The sequence below is a fragment of the Streptomyces albiaxialis genome (genome assembly GCF_039530985.1).
GTDB lineage: Bacteria > Actinomycetota > Actinomycetes > Streptomycetales > Streptomycetaceae > Streptomyces > Streptomyces albiaxialis.
This window is the reverse complement of the sequence record NZ_BAAAPE010000013.1, coordinates 348,895-364,543: the sequence shown is the minus strand read 5'-3', so window position 1 is coordinate 364,543 and position 15,649 is coordinate 348,895. Positions and strand designations below refer to the sequence as shown.

Annotated in this window: 18 protein-coding genes; 7 read left to right on the top strand and 11 right to left on the bottom strand. The window is 71.6% G+C overall.

Going from position 1 to position 15,649, the window contains the following annotated elements; genetic code table 11:
* Positions 1-2: 2 nt before the first annotated feature.
* Complete coding sequence (locus ABD343_RS25235; RefSeq protein ID WP_344531612.1) at positions 3-398, bottom strand: antibiotic biosynthesis monooxygenase family protein; 396 nt, start codon at positions 396-398, stop codon at positions 3-5.
* 157 nt (positions 399-555) lie between these two features.
* On the opposite strand from ABD343_RS25235, the gene ABD343_RS25230 reads away from it, so the two are divergent.
* Positions 556-2,610, top strand: coding sequence for a bifunctional glycosyltransferase 87/phosphatase PAP2 family protein (locus ABD343_RS25230; RefSeq protein ID WP_425578264.1), 2,055 nt, complete (start codon positions 556-558; stop codon positions 2,608-2,610).
* On the opposite strand, the gene ABD343_RS25225 is transcribed toward ABD343_RS25230, so the two are convergent.
* The gene (locus ABD343_RS25225; RefSeq protein ID WP_344531611.1) at positions 2,531-2,941 is read right to left on the bottom strand and encodes a DUF2000 family protein; all 411 of its coding nucleotides are present in this window, start codon (positions 2,939-2,941) and stop codon (positions 2,531-2,533) included. The genes ABD343_RS25230 and ABD343_RS25225 overlap by 80 nt on opposite strands.
* Before the next feature lie 65 nt (positions 2,942-3,006).
* Between ABD343_RS25225 and ABD343_RS25220 the strand changes: the two genes are divergently transcribed.
* Positions 3,007-3,828 carry an AraC family transcriptional regulator gene (locus ABD343_RS25220; RefSeq protein ID WP_344531610.1) on the top strand — a complete coding sequence of 274 codons (822 nt, stop codon included), beginning with the start codon at positions 3,007-3,009 and terminating at the stop codon, positions 3,826-3,828.
* A gap of 83 nt (positions 3,829-3,911) precedes the next feature.
* Here the strand turns inward: ABD343_RS25220 and ABD343_RS25215 are convergent, their stop codons facing one another.
* Positions 3,912-4,679, bottom strand: coding sequence for a transposase (locus tag ABD343_RS25215; protein ID WP_344531609.1), 768 nt, complete (start codon positions 4,677-4,679; stop codon positions 3,912-3,914).
* Positions 4,680-4,735: 56 nt separating this feature from the next.
* Between ABD343_RS25215 and ABD343_RS25210 the strand changes: the two genes are divergently transcribed.
* Positions 4,736-5,446, top strand: a complete 711-nt coding sequence (locus ABD343_RS25210; protein WP_344531608.1) for a hypothetical protein — start codon at positions 4,736-4,738, stop codon at positions 5,444-5,446.
* Positions 5,447-5,537: 91 nt separating this feature from the next.
* Here the strand turns inward: ABD343_RS25210 and ABD343_RS25205 are convergent, their stop codons facing one another.
* A complete protein-coding gene (locus ABD343_RS25205; RefSeq protein WP_344531607.1) occupies positions 5,538-6,776 on the bottom strand; it encodes a cytochrome P450 in 1,239 nt (412 codons plus the stop codon).
* A gap of 249 nt (positions 6,777-7,025) precedes the next feature.
* On the opposite strand from ABD343_RS25205, the gene ABD343_RS25200 reads away from it, so the two are divergent.
* Positions 7,026-8,195 carry a steroid 3-ketoacyl-CoA thiolase gene (locus tag ABD343_RS25200; protein ID WP_344531606.1) on the top strand — a complete coding sequence of 390 codons (1,170 nt, stop codon included), beginning with the start codon at positions 7,026-7,028 and terminating at the stop codon, positions 8,193-8,195.
* Between the two features lie 128 nt (positions 8,196-8,323).
* Here the strand turns inward: ABD343_RS25200 and ABD343_RS25195 are convergent, their stop codons facing one another.
* Positions 8,324-8,920, bottom strand: a complete 597-nt coding sequence (locus tag ABD343_RS25195) for an ATP-dependent Clp protease proteolytic subunit (RefSeq protein ID WP_344532235.1) — start codon at positions 8,918-8,920, stop codon at positions 8,324-8,326.
* A 98-nt stretch (positions 8,921-9,018) separates the two neighbouring features.
* Between ABD343_RS25195 and ABD343_RS25190 the strand changes: the two genes are divergently transcribed.
* Positions 9,019-9,966, top strand: a complete 948-nt coding sequence (locus ABD343_RS25190; RefSeq protein ID WP_344531605.1) for a LysR family transcriptional regulator — start codon at positions 9,019-9,021, stop codon at positions 9,964-9,966.
* On the opposite strand, the gene ABD343_RS25185 is transcribed toward ABD343_RS25190, so the two are convergent.
* The 6 genes from ABD343_RS25185 to ABD343_RS25160 form a co-directional block, all read right to left on the bottom strand.
* Positions 9,963-10,205: a helix-turn-helix domain-containing protein gene (locus ABD343_RS25185; protein ID WP_344531604.1), complete on the bottom strand. Its 243-nt coding sequence runs from the start codon at positions 10,203-10,205 to the stop codon at positions 9,963-9,965. The genes ABD343_RS25190 and ABD343_RS25185 overlap by 4 nt on opposite strands.
* Positions 10,205-10,702, bottom strand: a complete 498-nt coding sequence (locus ABD343_RS25180) for a DUF2975 domain-containing protein (protein ID WP_344531603.1) — start codon at positions 10,700-10,702, stop codon at positions 10,205-10,207. Before ABD343_RS25180 ends, ABD343_RS25185 begins: the two co-directional genes overlap by 1 nt.
* A 44-nt stretch (positions 10,703-10,746) precedes the next feature.
* Positions 10,747-11,196: a nuclear transport factor 2 family protein gene (locus tag ABD343_RS25175; protein ID WP_344531602.1), complete on the bottom strand. Its 450-nt coding sequence runs from the start codon at positions 11,194-11,196 to the stop codon at positions 10,747-10,749.
* A 79-nt stretch (positions 11,197-11,275) separates the two neighbouring features.
* Positions 11,276-11,920 (bottom strand): response regulator transcription factor, encoded by a 645-nt coding sequence (locus tag ABD343_RS25170; RefSeq protein ID WP_344531601.1) that lies wholly within the window; start codon positions 11,918-11,920, stop codon positions 11,276-11,278.
* Positions 11,911-13,026: a sensor histidine kinase gene (locus ABD343_RS25165; RefSeq protein WP_344531600.1), complete on the bottom strand. Its 1,116-nt coding sequence runs from the start codon at positions 13,024-13,026 to the stop codon at positions 11,911-11,913. The genes ABD343_RS25170 and ABD343_RS25165 overlap by 10 nt, the downstream gene beginning before the upstream one ends.
* Before the next feature lie 78 nt (positions 13,027-13,104).
* Positions 13,105-13,698, bottom strand: coding sequence for a TetR/AcrR family transcriptional regulator (locus ABD343_RS25160; protein ID WP_344531599.1), 594 nt, complete (start codon positions 13,696-13,698; stop codon positions 13,105-13,107).
* Positions 13,699-13,827: 129 nt separating this feature from the next.
* Between ABD343_RS25160 and ABD343_RS25155 the strand changes: the two genes are divergently transcribed.
* Both ABD343_RS25155 and ABD343_RS25150 read left to right on the top strand, forming a co-directional pair.
* The gene (locus tag ABD343_RS25155; RefSeq protein ID WP_344531598.1) at positions 13,828-14,790 is read left to right on the top strand and encodes an LLM class oxidoreductase; all 963 of its coding nucleotides are present in this window, start codon (positions 13,828-13,830) and stop codon (positions 14,788-14,790) included.
* Positions 14,784-15,407 (top strand): flavin reductase family protein, encoded by a 624-nt coding sequence (locus tag ABD343_RS25150; protein WP_344531597.1) that lies wholly within the window; start codon positions 14,784-14,786, stop codon positions 15,405-15,407. The genes ABD343_RS25155 and ABD343_RS25150 overlap by 7 nt, the downstream gene beginning before the upstream one ends.
* Positions 15,408-15,649 lie beyond the last annotated feature (242 nt).

Genomic DNA, 15,649 nt, shown 5'->3' with positions numbered 1-15,649 from the left:
TCTTACTCCTGTCCCGCCCCGGGGGACGACGCCTTCGGGGCGGCCTGCTGGACGACCTCGAACGTCCATACCTCCGCGTCGGACGCCGCGGGCCTCCTCGGGGCCTCGCCGCTGCCGCCGTTCCCGCCGCTCTCCCCGCTCCCGCCGGCTCCGGCCTTCTCCCCGCCGCCCCGGTGCGCGGCCTGGGCCGGGCCCGCCATCCAGGCCTGGAACGCCTCCTCGTCGCGCCAGCGGGTGTAGACGAGATAGCGGTCGGTGCCCTCGGCCGGGCGGAGCAGCTCGAACCACTCGAAGCCGTCCGAGCTCTCGACGGCGCCCGCCCGCGAGGCGAAACGCTTCTCCAGCGTCTCGCGCTGCTCCTCGGGCACGGTCAGCACATTGATCTTCACGATGCTCATGAGCGCCATCCTAGAACCGGGGCCCTCCGGCGAAACCGGCCGAACCCCTTACAAATCTCTTGTCCTTATTCCGGGGAACTTGTCAGGTAGCAGGTAGGTTTCTTGCGTCTGACCCCCCGGGTTACGGACAGGGCTCACAGGACGGAGTACACGGGGCGTGGCGGCGGAGACGGCGGCCGACCGGGCGGAGGGCCCGGACGGCGACCAGGAGGGTTCGTACGGGCGACGGTTCGCCCGCCAACTGGGGCTGGGGACACGCGGGGGCATGGCCCTGGTGGGGCTGTGGCTGCTCGCGCTGGCCCTGGCCGCGCGGCAGGCGGCGGCTGTGCTGCGGCTGCCGCCGGACGAGAGGCTCGTCGACCTCCTCGCGTGGATCGGGGACAACGGCGTCCTGCGCGTGCGGGACTCGCTCTACGACGGAGAGACGCCCTTCACCGGGACGCCCCTTGCCGGTTTTGTGCTGAAACCTCTGACGCGGGCGGCCGAGCAAGGGCTCGGCGTCGCGTGGACGTTCGGCACCATGCTGCTCGTCGCCGCCGTGGGCGTCGTCGCGGCACGGGCCCTGCCCCGGCCCGTCTCCCGGCGCACGGCCCTTTTCGCCGTGCCCGTGGCCCTCAGCCTGCTCGCCCTCTCGGTGCCGGTCCGCAACACCTTCCACCTCGGCCAGACGAGCATATTGCCGGTGCTGCTGGTGCTCGTCGGCTGGCTGATGAAGGGCGAGGGCAGGCAGGCAGGCGGCGCCCTCATCGGCGTCGCCGCCGCGCTCCAGCCCGCCGTACTGCTCTTCGCGCCGCTGCTGTGGCTGACGGGCCGCCGCCCGGCCGCGCTCGCCGCCGCCGGAACGTTCGCGCTGTGCACGCTCGGCACCTGGGTCGCGATGCCCGACGACTCGTACGCGTACTGGATCCACCACATCGCGGGCGTCGGGCTCGGCGACCCCGCCGACGCGACCGCCAACCAGTCGCTGCACGGCGCGCTGCTCCGTGCCGGGCTGCGCGGCCCGTTCGAGGCCGTGCTGCTCGTCGTGCTCGTGGCGGCCGTCGGCTGGCTCGCGCTGCGCCGCGCCGTGCGGTACGCCCGCGACGGACAGCTCCTGCTCGCCGCCGCCGTCGCGGGCTGCGCCGCCGTCGCCGTCTCGCCGACCGCCTGGCAGCACCAGCAGCTCTGGGTGCTGCTCGCCGTCGTCGGCCGCGTCGGACGGCGTTCCGGGGACCGGCTGGTGTGGCCGGTGTTCGTGGTGCTGGTGATGTCGCTGGACGGCGACGCGCTGGTGCCGAAGGTCAGCGCGCTCACGGCGCTCGGCGACAACGCCGTGCTGCTCGCGGCGCTGCTCGCCGCCTGCGCGATGCCGTTCCTCACCCGCGACTCGCCGTACTGGGACAGTCCCGAGCGCTCCGGGCTCCTCAGCCGCCCCAACCTGATGCTGGAGCTGCTGCTGATCCGCGTCGGCTACTGGGCGTACTCCTGGGTGCGCGGCCACGCGCCCGACTCGCGGCACCTGGCCGAGGGCCACGGCGACCAGATCCTCGCCGTCGAGCGGTTCCTCCACATCGACATGGAGCACGCCCTCAACCACCTGGCCGTGCGCACCGGCTGGCTGCGGGACTTCTCCGACTTCTACTACACGACGTTCCACTTCCTGGTGCCCATCACGCTGCTGGGCTTCCTCTACGCCCGCCGCCCCGGCCGGTACCGCGAGGCCCGCACCGCGCTGAGCTTCGCCACCCTGCTCGCGCTCATCGGCTTCTGGCTCTACCCCCTCGCGCCCCCGCGCCTGATGCCCGGCCTCGGGTACGTGGACACGGCGCACGGCCCGCAGGACCCGAACAACCCGGACTTCGGCGCGCTGACCGAGCTGTCCAACCAGTACGCGGCGATGCCCTCGCTGCACGTCGGCTGGTCGCTGTGGTGCGCCGTGGTCGTCTGGAAGCTCACCCGCAACCACTGGCTGCGCGCCCTGGGCGCGCTCTATCCGTCGCTCACCTGCTTCGTGGTGATGGCCACCGCCAACCACTACCTGCTGGACGCGGCCGGCGGCGTCCTCGTCGTCGCGGCCGGGTTCGGGATCCAGCGCGTGATCCAGAACCGGCGGCCGGACGCGAAGCCCGCCGCGCCTGCCTCGGGCGGCGAGGTCAGCGGTGCAGCTTCAGACCCTTCACCGCCCGGTCGACCGAGTTCCGCGGACCGTACAGAGCCAGCCCGGCGAGACTGAGCTTCTCCGCCTCCACGGCGCGCACGGCGGCGCGGTTGTCGGTGTCGTTGTCCGTGGCGAACATCTCGTCGGTGTAGAGCGCCGTGGCCAGGCCGCGCGAGAGGGCGCGGCCGTGGGCCTTCGACAGGCCCTCGGCGTCGGCCGCGAAGCAGAGCACGGGCTCGCGGAACATCGCCAGGTACCGGTTGCCCGAGCCGTCCTCGTACGCCTCGCCCACCACGTCCTCGGTCGCGTGGGCCACGCCGCCCGCGAGGAAGGCGGTCACGTTCAGCTTCTGCCAGTCCGCCAGGTCCTCGCGGACCACGACGGCGATCTTCGTGTCGAAACGCATGCGGTGAGCCTGGCGCCGACCCGGGCCCCGGGTCTTGAACGCTGGTGCGGTGCGAGACTGAGGGCATGGCCGAGGACTGGGCACGGTACTGGCGGGCGCCGGGGCAGCCCCTGGAGGCCATGCGTGCCCACTTCACCGGGCACCGCTTCCATCCGCACAGCCACGACGCGTACTCGTTCGCGGTGACCGAGACCGGCGCCCAGAGCTTCCACTGCCGGGGCGGACGGCACACCAGCGGCGCCGGGATGGTCATGGCCTTCAACCCCGACGACCCGCACGACGGCGAGGCCGCCACGCCCCTCGGCTTCACGTACCGGATCATCCACATCGGCCCCGGACTCGTCCGCGAGGTCCTCACGGACGCGGCGGGGCGCGACGCGCCCATGCCGCTCTTCCCGCACCCGGTGCGGGAGGACCCGGTGCTGCGGGACGCGCTGCTGTCCCTGCACGGCGCCCTCGCGGACGGCACGGCCGCGACGGGCCTCGCCCGCGACGAGCGGCTCACCCGGACCGTGCTGGCCATGGTGCGGCGCGGGGCGCGCGGGCCCGTACGGACGCGGGAGCGCGCGGCCGGTTCGTCGGCCGTACGGCGCGCGCGGGCGCTCCTGGAGGACGCCTGGGACCAGGACGTACCGGCGGAACGGCTCGCCGCGGCCGCCGGATGCAGCCGGTACGCCCTCTACCGCGCCTTCCGCGCCGAGCTGGGCATGGCGCCGTCCGACTACCAGCGCCTGCTGCGGCTTCGGGGGGCGCGCCGTCTGCTGATGCGGGGCTACTCCCTCTCGGACGCGGCGGTCGAGTCCGGCTTCGCCGACCAGAGCCACCTGCACCGCTGGTTCGTCCGCTCCTACGGCATCACACCGGGAGCCTTCCGCGCGGCGGGCTAGGACCTGCTCCGTCCTAAGGGCTGTCCTGTAATCGATCTTCGAGTCGATGCAGACGTGGGTCGGTCGCGATATTGATTGCTCGCCTACCCGGCGAGAGTGAGGTTGTAGAGGCGGGCGATGCCGAGCATGGCGTGGTGGACACCGTCGCCTTTGAGGCGACAGTCACGGAGGATCTTCCAGGTCTTCATGCGGGCAAAGACGTGCTCCACGCGGGCGCGGACCTGTTTGTGAGACTTGTTGTGTGCTTCTCTCCAGCCGGGCGGTTCCTCGCCTGCGCGGCGACGGTGGGGCATGACAAGCTCGGTGCCTGGACATCCGCCGTCAGCGATCGTCATAGTGGCGCCGACGGCGCTCTCGGCTCCGGACTCTTCCCACGCCTTGCAGTCGTTGCGGTTGCCGGGAAGCGGCCGACCGACCACGACGACCAGGCGACTGTCGGCGTCGATGACAACCTGGTGGTCGGTGGAGTATCGGTAGTTCTTCGACTGCTCGGCAATCTCATGGTCACGGGTCGGGACAAGGGTGCCGCCGACGATGAGCACGGTGTCTTTCGCGAAGCGTCGCCTGGGTTTCAGCGCGAGAGGCGGACCGGTCTGACCGATGATGCGGTCGGCTGCCGACTTCGAGGTGCCGGACAGCGGGGCGAGTTGGCGCAGTGTCAAGTTCGTGCGCCAGTAGGCCGCAACGAGCAGGAGACGGTCCTCCAAGGGGAGTCCCCACGGTCGACCCCGTCGCACCGCTGCAGCGTCCTGGCATCGGAGCACGGTCAGCAGCTTCCCGAACTGGCGCTGGCTCAACCCGGTGAATGGGTATATCCAGGATGGTTCGGACGCCGTGATCACACCAGTCACAGCCAGACCTTCTCGCCCACGATCAGCAGTCACAGGGCAGCCCTTAGGGTGAGCGGATGGCCGGACGAGATGTGGGGAAGATTCGGGCGGCGCTGCCTGCTCACGCGGTCGAGGTCGGGTCCGATCCGCTGGACCGACCGACGCGGAACTCCGTTGGCGGCTGGCCCTTCCTCGACGACACACAGGAGTGGCCCTCGTGTTTCTGCGGGGAGCAGATGGCCTTGTTCTTCCAGCTCGACGTGCCCCTGGACCTGGGGCCTTTTGGTGGAGACCATCTACTGGTCTTCCACTGCCGTGCGCACAATGACGCGTCCGAACCCGAAATTGCTGATGGCCGGCTCGTGCCCGAGTACTGGGACGCTCCGCAACTGCCCTACCCGCGTCCGTTCTGGCGTGTCCTGCTCCAGCAACACGCGGTGCTTCCAACTGTGGAGCCCGAACCGTCTGTATGTGCACTGCCGCTGACGCTTCAGCCCTTCGTGGACACCCCCAACCCACGCGGGCTTGGAGCCCAGACGTTCAAGGTGGGCGGCACACCCTCCTGGGCGCAGGATCCCGAGTACTACACGTGCGTGTGCGGCGCCGATCTGGAATACCTCTGCCAGGTTCCGGAAGGCATGGAATTTGCGGTCCATCCTGGCCAACCAGAGCAGCCCTACAGCGTTGGGGCCGACACCTACGGGCTGTTTCTTGGCAACGAGGTCTACCTGCTGGCGTGCCCGGCCCACTGCGATCCGGCGGCGGTCTGGCCAGTGAACCAGAACTGAGTCCTCGGCATCACCGGCCTGCACAATCCCGTCCACGCCCCCACGACGAACACGTCAGCGCACGTTCCGTAGATCGATTACGGGACAGCCCTCAGCCGTAATTCACCCGCAGCTCCTTGATGCCGTTGATCCACGCGGAGCGGAGGCGGCGGGGGTCGGGGCCCTCCAGGGAGATGTCCGGGAGGGCGTCGGCTATCGCGTTGAAGATGAGGTTGATCTCCACCACGGCGAGGTTCTTGCCGAGGCAGAAGTGCGGGCCGCCGCCTCCGAAGCCGAGGTGGGGGTTGGGGTCGCGGGTGATGTCGAAGACCTCGGGGGAGTCGAAGATCTCGGGGTCGTTGTTGGCGGAGGAGTAGAAGAGGCCGACGCGCTGGCCCGCCTTGATCTTCCGGCCGCCCAGCTCGGTGTCCTGGGTGGCGGTGCGCTGGAAGGAGACGACGGGCGTGGCCCAGCGGACGATCTCCTCGGCGGTCGTCTCCGGGCGCTCGCGCTTGAACAGCTCCCACTGCTCGGGGTGGGTGAGGAAGGCGTGCATGCCGTGGCTGATGGCGTTGCGCGTGGTCTCGTTCCCGGCGACGGCCAGCAGGATCACGAAGAAGCCGAACTCGTCCGAGCTGAGGTTCCCTTCCCCCTCGGCGGCCACGAGGCGGCTCACGATGTCCTTGGCGGGACACTCCTTGCGCGCCTCGGCCATCGTCATCGCGTAGCCGATGAGTTCGGCCGCCGAGTCGGTGCCGACCTTCTCGGTGATGGCGTACTCGGGGTCGTCGTAGGCCACCATCTTGTTGGACCAGTCGAAGATCCGGGCGCGGTCCTCCTGCGGGACCCCGATCAGCTCCGCGATGGCCTGGAGGGGGAGTTCGACGGCGATGTCGGTGACGAAGTCGCCCGTGCCGCGCTCCTTGGCGCCCTCGACGATACGGGTCGCGCGGGCGCGCAGCGCTTCCTCCAGGGCGCGGATGGCGCGGGGCGTGAAGCCGCGCTGGACGATGCCGCGGACCCGGGTGTGCTCGGGCGGGTCCATGTTGAGCATGATCAGCCGCTGGACCTCGATCTGCTCACGCTTCATGTAGTCGGCGAAGCGGATGACGGCGGTGTTGAGGTTCGAGGAGTAGATCTCCGGGTGCGTGGAGACCTCCTTGACGTCCGCGTGCCGGGTCACGACCCAGTAGCCGTCGTCCTCGAAGCCGCCGGTGCCGGGCGGCTGGGGGTTCCACCAGACGGGCGCCGTCTCGCGGAGGAGAGCGAACTCGGGGAGGGGTACGCGCTGTTCGTAGACGTCCGGGTCGGTGAAGTCGAACCCGTCGGGCAGCGCGGGACACGAGGACATCGGCGGCTCCACTCCCTGTCTGGGCTCTGCCTGTGCTCTGCCGGATCTTTCTGACGGTCCATCAGAAGTGCCCTGAAGGTAGTAACGGGTTCTACAAGTGGCAAGGGTCACGCCCGGACATCTTGCGTGGGGAGTGTGTGCCGGACTCATGCACGCCGCTGCACGACCCTTGCGCGGCGGGGGTCCTGGTTCCCAGACTGTTCGCAGAACTAGAACGCGTACTAGTTGGCCGCCCCGAGAGGACGACTCATGGCCGCCGAACCCGTCATCGTCGAAGCAGTACGCACCCCCATCGGCAAGCGCGGAGGAGCCCTCGCCAATCTCCACCCGGCCTATCTGCTGGGCGAGACCTTCCGCGAACTCCTCGGCCGCACCGGCATCCACGCCGACTGCGTCGAGCAGATCGTCGGCGGCACCGTGACCCACGCGGGCGAGCAGTCCATGAACCCGGCGCGCAACGCCTGGCTCGCCATGGGCCTCCCGTACGAGACGGCGGCCACGACCGTCGACTGCCAGTGCGGCTCCTCGCAGCAGGCCAACCACATGGTCGCGAACATGGTCGCCGCCGGCGTCATCGACATCGGCATCGGCTGCGGCGTCGAGGCCATGTCGCGGGTCCCGCTCGGCAGCGGCTCCAAGCACGGGCCCGGCAAGCCGTTCCCCGACGAGTGGAACGTGGACCTGCCCAACCAGTTCGAGGCCGCCGAGCGGATCGCCCGGCATCGGGGGCTCTCGCGCGAGCGCGTGGACTCGCTGGGGCTGGTCTCCCAGGAGCGGGCCGCCGTCGCCTGGTCCGAGGAGCGGTTCAAGCGCGAGACGTTCGCCGTCCAGGTGCCCACCACCGAGGACGAGCAGGCCGCCGGGCTCGGGATGTGGCGGCACGTCGACCGCGACGAGGGCCTCCGCGACACCAGCATGGAGGCGCTGGCGGGCCTGAAGCCCGTGATGCCGACCGCCGTGCACACCGCGGGCAACTCCTCGCAGATCTCCGACGGGGCGTGCGCGGTGCTGTGGGCCTCGAAGCGGATGGCGCGGGCGCTGAAGCTGCGGCCCCGGGCGCGGATCGTCGCCCAGGCCCTGGTGGGCGCCGACCCGCACTTCCACCTCGACGGGCCTATCGACGCGACGCGGGCCGTGCTGGGCAAGGCGGGCATGTCGCTGAAGGACATCGACCTGGTCGAGATCAACGAGGCGTTCGCCTCGGTCGTCCTGTCCTGGGCGCAGGTTTTCGAGCAGGACCTGGAGAAGGTGAACGTGAACGGCGGGGCGATCGCTCTCGGCCATCCGGTGGGGGCCACCGGCGCCCGCCTGATCACCACCGCCCTCCACGAACTGGAACGCCGCGACAAGGAGTTCGCCCTCATCACCATGTGCGCGGGCGGCGCGCTCTCGACAGCCACGATCCTGCAGCGGCTCTGAGTGCCGGTAAGCGCGGCAGGGAGCAGTGGACGTGCCCCGTCAGGGGCGCGGGGAACTGCGCGAGCGGCCACGACGCAGCCGTAGCCCGCAATGCACAGGTCGGGGCAGCCCCTGATCGGAACCCGGATTCAGCGCAACTGGTCGTAGGACGAGACGACGTGGTCGATGAAGCCGTACGCCAAGGCCTCGTCCGCGGTGAAGTAGTGGTCGCGGTCCGCGTCGGCCTCGATCTGTTCGACGGTCTTGCCGGTGTGCTCCGCGGTGAGCCGCTGCGTGAGCCGCTTGACGGCGCGGAACTGTTCCGCCTGGATGCGGATGTCCGACGCGCTGCCGCCCAGCCCCGCGGACGGCTGGTGCATGAGGATGCTCGCGTGCGGCAGCGCGTACCGCTTGCCGCGCGTGCCCGCGCTCAGCAGGAACTGGCCCATCGAGGCGGTGAAGCCCATCGAGAGCGTGGCGACGTCGTTGGGGATGAACTGCATGACGTCGTAGATCGCCAGGCCCGCGGTCACCGAGCCGCCCGGCGAGTTGATGTAGAGGTGGATGTCGCGGTGCCGGTCCTCGGCGGAGAGCAGCAGCATCTCGCCGCAGATCCGGTTCGCGATCTCGTCGTCGACCTGCTGCCCGAGCACGATGATCCGCTCGCGCAGCAGGCGCTGGGAGAGCTGTTCCGGGGCGGCGAGGGCGGCGGGCGGGGCGGGGGCGGTGGCCGATTCGGCGTACATGAGGGTCATGCACCCAGAGAAACCCCAGCTCAGCGCGTGCGTCCAACAACTTCCGGCACCGTATTGACAACCGGCGGTTGTCAATCGAGCCTGGGGGCATGGAGCCCGATCTTCCGGGGATGCGCGCGTTCGTGACGGCGGCGGAGGAGCTGCACTTCGGCCGTGCCGCAGCCCGCCTCTTCCTCACCCAGCAGGCGCTGTCCAAGCGCGTCCGGCGGCTGGAGGAGGCCCTCGGCGCACCGCTGTTCGAGCGCACGACGCGCACGGTGCGGCTCACGTCCACCGGGGAGCGGTTCCTGGGCCCGGCGCGGGACGCGGTCGCGGCGTACGACGCGGCCGTCGCGGCGGGCCGGGGCGCCGTCGAGCCGCTGCGGATCGACGTCTACGCGGAGCGGTTCACGCCGCTGCGCGTGCTGCGCGAGACGCTGGCGCGGCTGCCGGGTGTTCGCGTCGAGCTGAGCATGCGCAACGGGCTCGCGACGGCGCTGCCCGCCGTGGAGAGCGGGGAGCTGGACGCCGCGTTCGGCCGGGCGCGGGACATCGGCAGGCCGTGGCCGGCGGCGCTGGCGCACCGGCCCGTGCGGCTGGAGCCGATCCACGCGACCGTCTTCACGGGGCACGACTTCGCCGACCGCTCCATGCTGCGCGTCGCCGAGATCAGGGAGGCGGGCATCGCGATGCCGGACCCGGGCGGCTCGGAGGAGTGGCGCGGCTATCTCACCCGGCTCTCGGACGAGCTGCGCGTGCCGGTGCGCTTCACCGAACAGGCCGTGGGGGGACGGGACTACGGGGAGCGCATCCGCCGCGAGCCGCACGCGATCGGGGTGAGCGAGGCGGGCACGGACTTCCCCTTCGACGACGAGTTCCGCCTCATCCCCCTGGCCGACCCGACGCCGCTGCACCTGTGGTCGGTCGTCTGGCGCCGGGACAACCCCTCGCCGCAGCTCCGCGCGCTGCTGGAGGCGCTGCCCTTCCCGGTCCCGCCGGACCCGGCCGACGCGGACGTATGGCTGCCGGGCCCGGACCGGAAGGCGCTGGCGCGTTAGCTCCCTTCCTCGGGGCGGGCCTGTTCCTCTTCCTCGTCCGGCACCCAGCGCAGGACGTCGCCGGGCTGGCAGCCGAGGGTGCGGCAGATCGCGTCGAGGGTGGTGAAGCGGACGGCCTTCGCGCGGCCGTTCTTGAGCACGGCGACGTTGGCGGGCGTGATGCCGACGGCCTCGGCGAACTCACCGACGGACATGCCGCGCCGGGCGAGCTGGAGGTCCAGGTCGACGACGATCGCCATCAGACCACCTCGGCCATCTCTGTCTGGAGGGCGGTGGCCTTGCGCAGGAGGCCGCGCATCACGACGACGAGCATCGCGAACGCGGCCCCCACGCCGACGCACGCGACCGCGCCGGCCAGCGCGCTCTCCACCTGCATCCCGCCGTCGGGGGAGGGGATCTCGGCCACGGCAAGATGCCCGGCGACGCCGAGCGCCAGCGCCGTGGCCACCAGCGAGGAGCCGATGACGAGGTCCACCCAGCGGAAGGCCCGCGCGGTGAAGATCGCCTCGTGCTCGACCATGGTGAGCAGCATCCATACGGCGACGAGCGCGACCTGGACGCAGAGGACGCCGAGGATCGCGACCGTCACGTACGGGCCCTCGTACGGCGCGTATGGCGGGAAGACCTCCACCTCGTTCGCCGCCGTCGCGGGGATCACGACGGTCTGCCCGAACAGGCCCAGCAGGATGGCGAGCGCTATGCCGACGCGGAGCGTCGCGATGAGGTACCGGTGCATCTATCGATTGTCGATGGATTCCTATCGATAATCAATAGCTTGAATCAGAGGCTCCCGGCCTCCCGGCCGCAGGTGCGCGCGATGGCCGCCGTGTCCCAGTAGTACGGGCGGATGTCGGTGATGCGGCCGTCCGTGACGGTGGCCGTCTGGAGGATCGGGAAGTCGATCTCGCGGCCCGTGGCGCGGGAACGGGCGTGGACCTCGGTCAGGACCACGGCCGTCGGGCCGGTGCCGAGGAACTCCTGGCGTACGAACGCGAAGGTCTCCCAGGTCCCGGCCATGGCCCGTACGCACGCCTCGATGCCCTCGTGTCCGCGCCAGACCCCGCCGTACGGCAGGGCCTGGGCCTGGTGCAGGACCGCGTCGGGCGCGAAGTACGGGGCCATGGCCGAGAAGTCGGCCTTTCCGGGGCCGCCCGCCGCCATGTAGGCGGCTTCGGCCGCGTACATGCCGGTGAGGACGGCGACCGATTCCGTTGAATGTTCAATCGTCATGCCGTGAGCATGCCCCCGGATGCCCGGGGCCGCTGGCGCGATCCGGACGTCGCGTTCGGGTCCCGGTGGGCATGGGCTCTCACGAGTCGAGGTAGCGCAGGACCGCGAGGACGCGGCGGCTGTACCCCTGTGAGCTGTCCAGATCGAGCTTCGCGAAGATCGAGTTGATGTACTTCTCGACCGCGCTCTGCGACAGGTGCAGCCGCGCCGCGATGGCCGCGTTGGTGTGGCCCTGCGCCATCGTGCCCAGCACCTCGCCCTCGCGCGGCGTCAGCCGCTCCAGCGGATCGGTGTGCGTGCTGCGCGCCAGCAGCCGCCTGACCACCTCGGGGTCGAACGCCGTACGGCCCTCGGCCACCCGGTCCAGGGCCTCCAGGAACTCGTCGACCTGCGCCACCCGGTCCTTCAGCAGATAGCCCACGCCGCCCTCGGGGCGGCTCAGCAGCTCGGTGGCGTACCGGCGTTCGACGTACTGCGAGAGCACCAGCACCCCGACCCGGGGCCAGCGCTCGCGGATCTCCAGCGCCGCGCGCAGCCCCTCGTCCGTGTGCGTCGGCGGCATCCGTACGTCCACCACCGTCACGTCCGGCGGGTCCTGCGCCACCGCCTCCAGCAGCCCCGCCGCGTCCCCCGCGGTGGCCACCACCTCGTGTCCCTCGTCCGCCAGCAGCCGCGCGAGGCCCTCGCGCAGCAGGGTCGAGTCGTCGGCCAGGGTCACGCGCACGGCAGCTCCGCGGTGATGAGAGTGGGACCGCCGACGGGACTGTCGACGGAGAACCGGCCGTCCAGCGCGGCGACCCGGCGCCGGAGCCCGGTCAGGCCGCCGCCCGCCGGATCCGCGCCGCCGCGCCCGTCGTCCCGGGTCCGTACGGTCACCAGGGTGCCGGACGGGGTGTCGCGCTGGGTGACGTCGAGGGTGACGGCGCTCGCGCCGGAGTGCTTGACCGCGTTGGTGACGGCCTCGGCGGCGACGAAGTACGCCATCGCGCGGACGGCTTCCGGGGGTTCGGCCGTGAGGCCGACCGAGAGCCGCACCGGGACGCCCGCGATGCCCGCGCGCTCGGCGACCGTCTCCAGCGCCGCGCCGAGCCCGCCCTCGTCGAGCGTCGCCGGATACACCCGCCAGGCCACCTCGCGCAGTTCGTCCAGCGCCCGCTGCGCCTCCTCGTGCGCCTGGCCCAGCAGCGCGTCCGCCTTCGCCGGGTCGCCGGAGCGGCGGGCCCGCCCCAGCACCAGGCCCAGCGCGACCAGCCGCTGCTGCACCCCGTCGTGCAGATGGCGCTCGATGCGCCGCCGCTCGTCGTGCACGGCCTCGACGACCCCGGCCCGGCTCTCGGCCAGCTCGCCGATGCGGCGCACGAGTTCGGCGCGGTCGTCGGGCCCGTAGAAGCGCCGGGCGATCCGGACCTCCAGCAGCGCCACCCCGTACATGCCCTGCACGGCGAGGAAGAGCAGGAAGAGCCCGGCGCAGGCCGACCAGAAGACGTTCAGCGGGTCGTGGATCGTGAGCAGGAACCAGCCCCAGAGGACCAGCGAGCCGTAACCGGCGCCGATCACCCCGGCGAACAGCACGAGCCCGCCCAGCAGGCCGGGGCCGAGCCGCGCGGTGAGGAAGCCCAGCGCGCGGTGCGGGGACGGGGAGACGGGGCCGACCTCCGCGTCGTAGCAGCCCGCGATGCGGCGCCGCTCCACCGCCGCCAGCGCCGGGGCCCGGCGTCGCACCGGTGGGCAGAGCGCGGCCGAGAGGAGGAAGAGGACCCCGCCGACCGCGCTGAGAACGCCCAGGACGAGTGCCAGGGCGGTCTTGAACCAGCGGAGGAGGGGGCGCATGGACGATCACGTTAGCCGAGCGGCGTACGGCCCGGGACTGCGGAAAACCGCAGTTCGGCAGTGTGGGGCGCGGGCTCGTCAGGCGTTGGCGCGGACCAGGACCGCGAGCTGCTCCCCGGCGAAGCGCAGCGGCTCGTCGTCGCCGGAGACCCGGCACAGCAGCTCGGCGCCCTCCAGCGCGGAGAGGACCGTGCAGGCCAGCGCCGCCGCCCTGGCACCGGGGACGCCGCCCTCGGTGAGCCTCGCCTCGATCATGCCGCGCCACTGCTTGAGGGCCTCGTCCGAGGCGCTCTGGATCAGCGGGGAGCGGCCGATGATCTCCAGCGCGGTCGCGGCGACGGGGCAGCCGTCCGTCCAGTCGGAGTCGCGCAGCGTCTCCGCCAGCAGCCGCGCGCAGTGCGCGACGGCCTCGGCGGGGTCGGGCGAGGAGGCGAGGCCCTCGCGCAGCAGGCGCGCGAAGTCGTCGGCCCCGAAGCGCAGCGCTTCGGCGGCCAGCTCCTCCTTGCCGTGCGGGAAGAAGTGGTACAGCGAGCCGTAGGTGGCTCCGGCCTCCTTGAGGATCCGCTTGATGCTCGTCCCCTCGTACCCCTGGCGCTGGAGCAGGGCCGCCGTCGCCACGACGAGCCGGGTGCGGGTGTCGCTGCGCTCTCGCTCTTCCGTGACGTCGTCCATGGGGCCAGATTACCGAATAGATCGATCGATCCAGTCTGCTACTCTCCCACTAGATCGATCGATCTAGTCTTTCGTGGAGGCGAAGTGAGCAACTCATCCGTTCTTGACGCGCACCCGGGGTTCGGGCGCATGTTCGCTCCCGGGCGGCTGACCGTCGGCCTCTTCCTGCCGCTGTGGCAGTACGCGGGCGACATGGCCGCCATGAAGGGGCAGACGGAGACGGTCCGGCGCGCCGACGAGGCGGAGTTCGCGGCGGTCTGGGTGCGCGACGTGCCGCTCTTCGACCCGGGGTTCGGCGACGCCGGGCAGGTCTTCGACCCCTGGACGTACCTCGGCTGGCTGGCCGCGCACACCCGGCGGGTGTCGCTCGCGGCGGGCAGCGCGGTCTTCCCGCTGCGCCACCCTGTCGACCTGGCCAAGCAGGCCGCCTCGCTCGACCAGCTCAGCGGCGGGCGGCTGGTGCTGGGCGCGGCCTCCGGCGACCGCGCCTCGGAGTTCCCCGCGTACGGGATCGACCACGCCGCGCGGGGCGAGCGCTACCGCGACACGTTCGCCTGGTTCCGCGAGCTGACCGAGGCGCGCAGCCCGCGCCTCACCTCGCCGCTGGGCAGCCTCGACGGCGTGGACCTGTTGCCGAAGCCGTACGCGGGCCGCGTGCCGCTGCTGGTGACCGGCTCCTCGCAGCAGAAGCCGGAGTGGATCGCCGAGCACGCCGACGGCTGGCTGGTCTATCCCGGCACGAGCCACACCCTCGCCGGTGCCGACGCGCTCGGCCAACGGGCCGCGGGCTGGCGGGAGCTGGTGCCCGGCGGCCGGTTCAAGCCGGTCGCCACCAACGAGTGGATCGACCTGACCGAGGACCCGCGCACCCGCCCGACGCCGCTGCGCGGCGGCTTCGTCCTGCGGACCGGCTCGGAGGGGCTGATCGAGGTGCTGCGGCGGTGGCAGGAGCGGGGCGTCAACCACGCGGCGCTCGGCGTGCAGCACGGCTCGCGGCCCGCCGCTGAAGTCGTCGCCCAGCTCGCGGAAGAGGTCGTCCCGCACTTCCCCGCGCTCGCCGGGGCCGCCGCGCCGGAGGAGCCCGCGTGGTGACGGGGCCCGTGGAGTGCGTGGCCGGAGCGCCCGAACTCGCGTGCGCGGCAGCGGTGGACGGGGCCGCGGCGGAAGGGATCCCGGTGGACGGGGCGGGCGGGGTCCCGGTGGACGGAGCCGGGGCCTCCGCGGAGCGGTTCCGGGACGTCATGCGGCACTTTCCCACCGGGGTCACGGTCCTGACGACCACTGGCCCCGAGGGCCCGCACGGGATGACGGCGAACGCGGTCATGTCGGTCTCGCTGGACCCGCCGACGCTGCTCGTCGCGATCCACCGCCGGGCGCGTACGCACGCGATCGTCCGGGCCGTCCCGACCTTCACCGTCAACATCCTCGCCGCCGACCAGCGGGACCACGCCGAGCTGTTCGCGCGTACGGACCCCGAGGAGGACCCGTTCCTGTGCGCGGGGTGGGCGCCCTCGCCCGTGACGGGGAACCCGGTGCTCGACCGGAGCCTGGCCGTCCTCGACTGCCGGGTGGAGCGCCGTCTCGCCGTCGCCGATCACACGCTCGTCGTCGGTTCCGTGGTCGGAACGTCGGTGGGACGGCCGGACGCCGGGCCGATGGTCTTCGCGCGGCGCGAGTTCTGCGAGGTGGGGCACTTCGGCGGTAAGTGACCCCGGGCAGAACGGGACTTACGGGGGCGAGAGGGGGGAAGAGAGATTGTAAGCGCTGCCTTTTGCGTTGTGGCTGGTCGTAGGGTCGGACGGAGTTTCTCCGGTTCGGTGGTGTCAACTCCTCGCGAATCGTGCCGCGTCGGGCTTAGCATCGGTGTTCGTATCACGGGGGAACATCCGAAACTTCAGTAACTCCTCCACCAGGTGCGGCCGTTCGCGGCCGCCCTCGTCAGCCCTCCGAC

What these genes read in the sequence shown, in the direction of transcription:
- ABD343_RS25195 (WP_344532235.1), bottom strand. Translation starts at nt 8,920, where the DNA reads ATGTACGCCGAATCGGCCACCGCCCCCGCCCCGCCCGCCGCCCTCGCC.
- ABD343_RS25220 (WP_344531610.1), top strand. Translation starts at nt 3,007, where the DNA reads ATGGCCGAGGACTGGGCACGGTACTGGCGGGCGCCGGGGCAGCCCCTG.
- ABD343_RS25200 (WP_344531606.1), top strand. Translation starts at nt 7,026, where the DNA reads ATGGCCGCCGAACCCGTCATCGTCGAAGCAGTACGCACCCCCATCGGC.
- ABD343_RS25165 (WP_344531600.1), bottom strand. Translation starts at nt 13,026, where the DNA reads ATGCGCCCCCTCCTCCGCTGGTTCAAGACCGCCCTGGCACTCGTCCTG.
- ABD343_RS25205 (WP_344531607.1), bottom strand. Translation starts at nt 6,776, where the DNA reads ATGTCCTCGTGTCCCGCGCTGCCCGACGGGTTCGACTTCACCGACCCG.
- ABD343_RS25160 (WP_344531599.1), bottom strand. Translation starts at nt 13,698, where the DNA reads ATGGACGACGTCACGGAAGAGCGAGAGCGCAGCGACACCCGCACCCGG.
- ABD343_RS25185 (WP_344531604.1), bottom strand. Translation starts at nt 10,205, where the DNA reads ATGGCGATCGTCGTCGACCTGGACCTCCAGCTCGCCCGGCGCGGCATG.
- ABD343_RS25190 (WP_344531605.1), top strand. Translation starts at nt 9,019, where the DNA reads ATGGAGCCCGATCTTCCGGGGATGCGCGCGTTCGTGACGGCGGCGGAG.
- ABD343_RS25210 (WP_344531608.1), top strand. Translation starts at nt 4,736, where the DNA reads ATGGCCGGACGAGATGTGGGGAAGATTCGGGCGGCGCTGCCTGCTCAC.
- ABD343_RS25235 (WP_344531612.1), bottom strand. Translation starts at nt 398, where the DNA reads ATGAGCATCGTGAAGATCAATGTGCTGACCGTGCCCGAGGAGCAGCGC.
- ABD343_RS25155 (WP_344531598.1), top strand. Translation starts at nt 13,828, where the DNA reads ATGTTCGCTCCCGGGCGGCTGACCGTCGGCCTCTTCCTGCCGCTGTGG.
- ABD343_RS25180 (WP_344531603.1), bottom strand. Translation starts at nt 10,702, where the DNA reads ATGCACCGGTACCTCATCGCGACGCTCCGCGTCGGCATAGCGCTCGCC.
- ABD343_RS25175 (WP_344531602.1), bottom strand. Translation starts at nt 11,196, where the DNA reads ATGACGATTGAACATTCAACGGAATCGGTCGCCGTCCTCACCGGCATG.
- ABD343_RS25225 (WP_344531611.1), bottom strand. Translation starts at nt 2,941, where the DNA reads ATGCGTTTCGACACGAAGATCGCCGTCGTGGTCCGCGAGGACCTGGCG.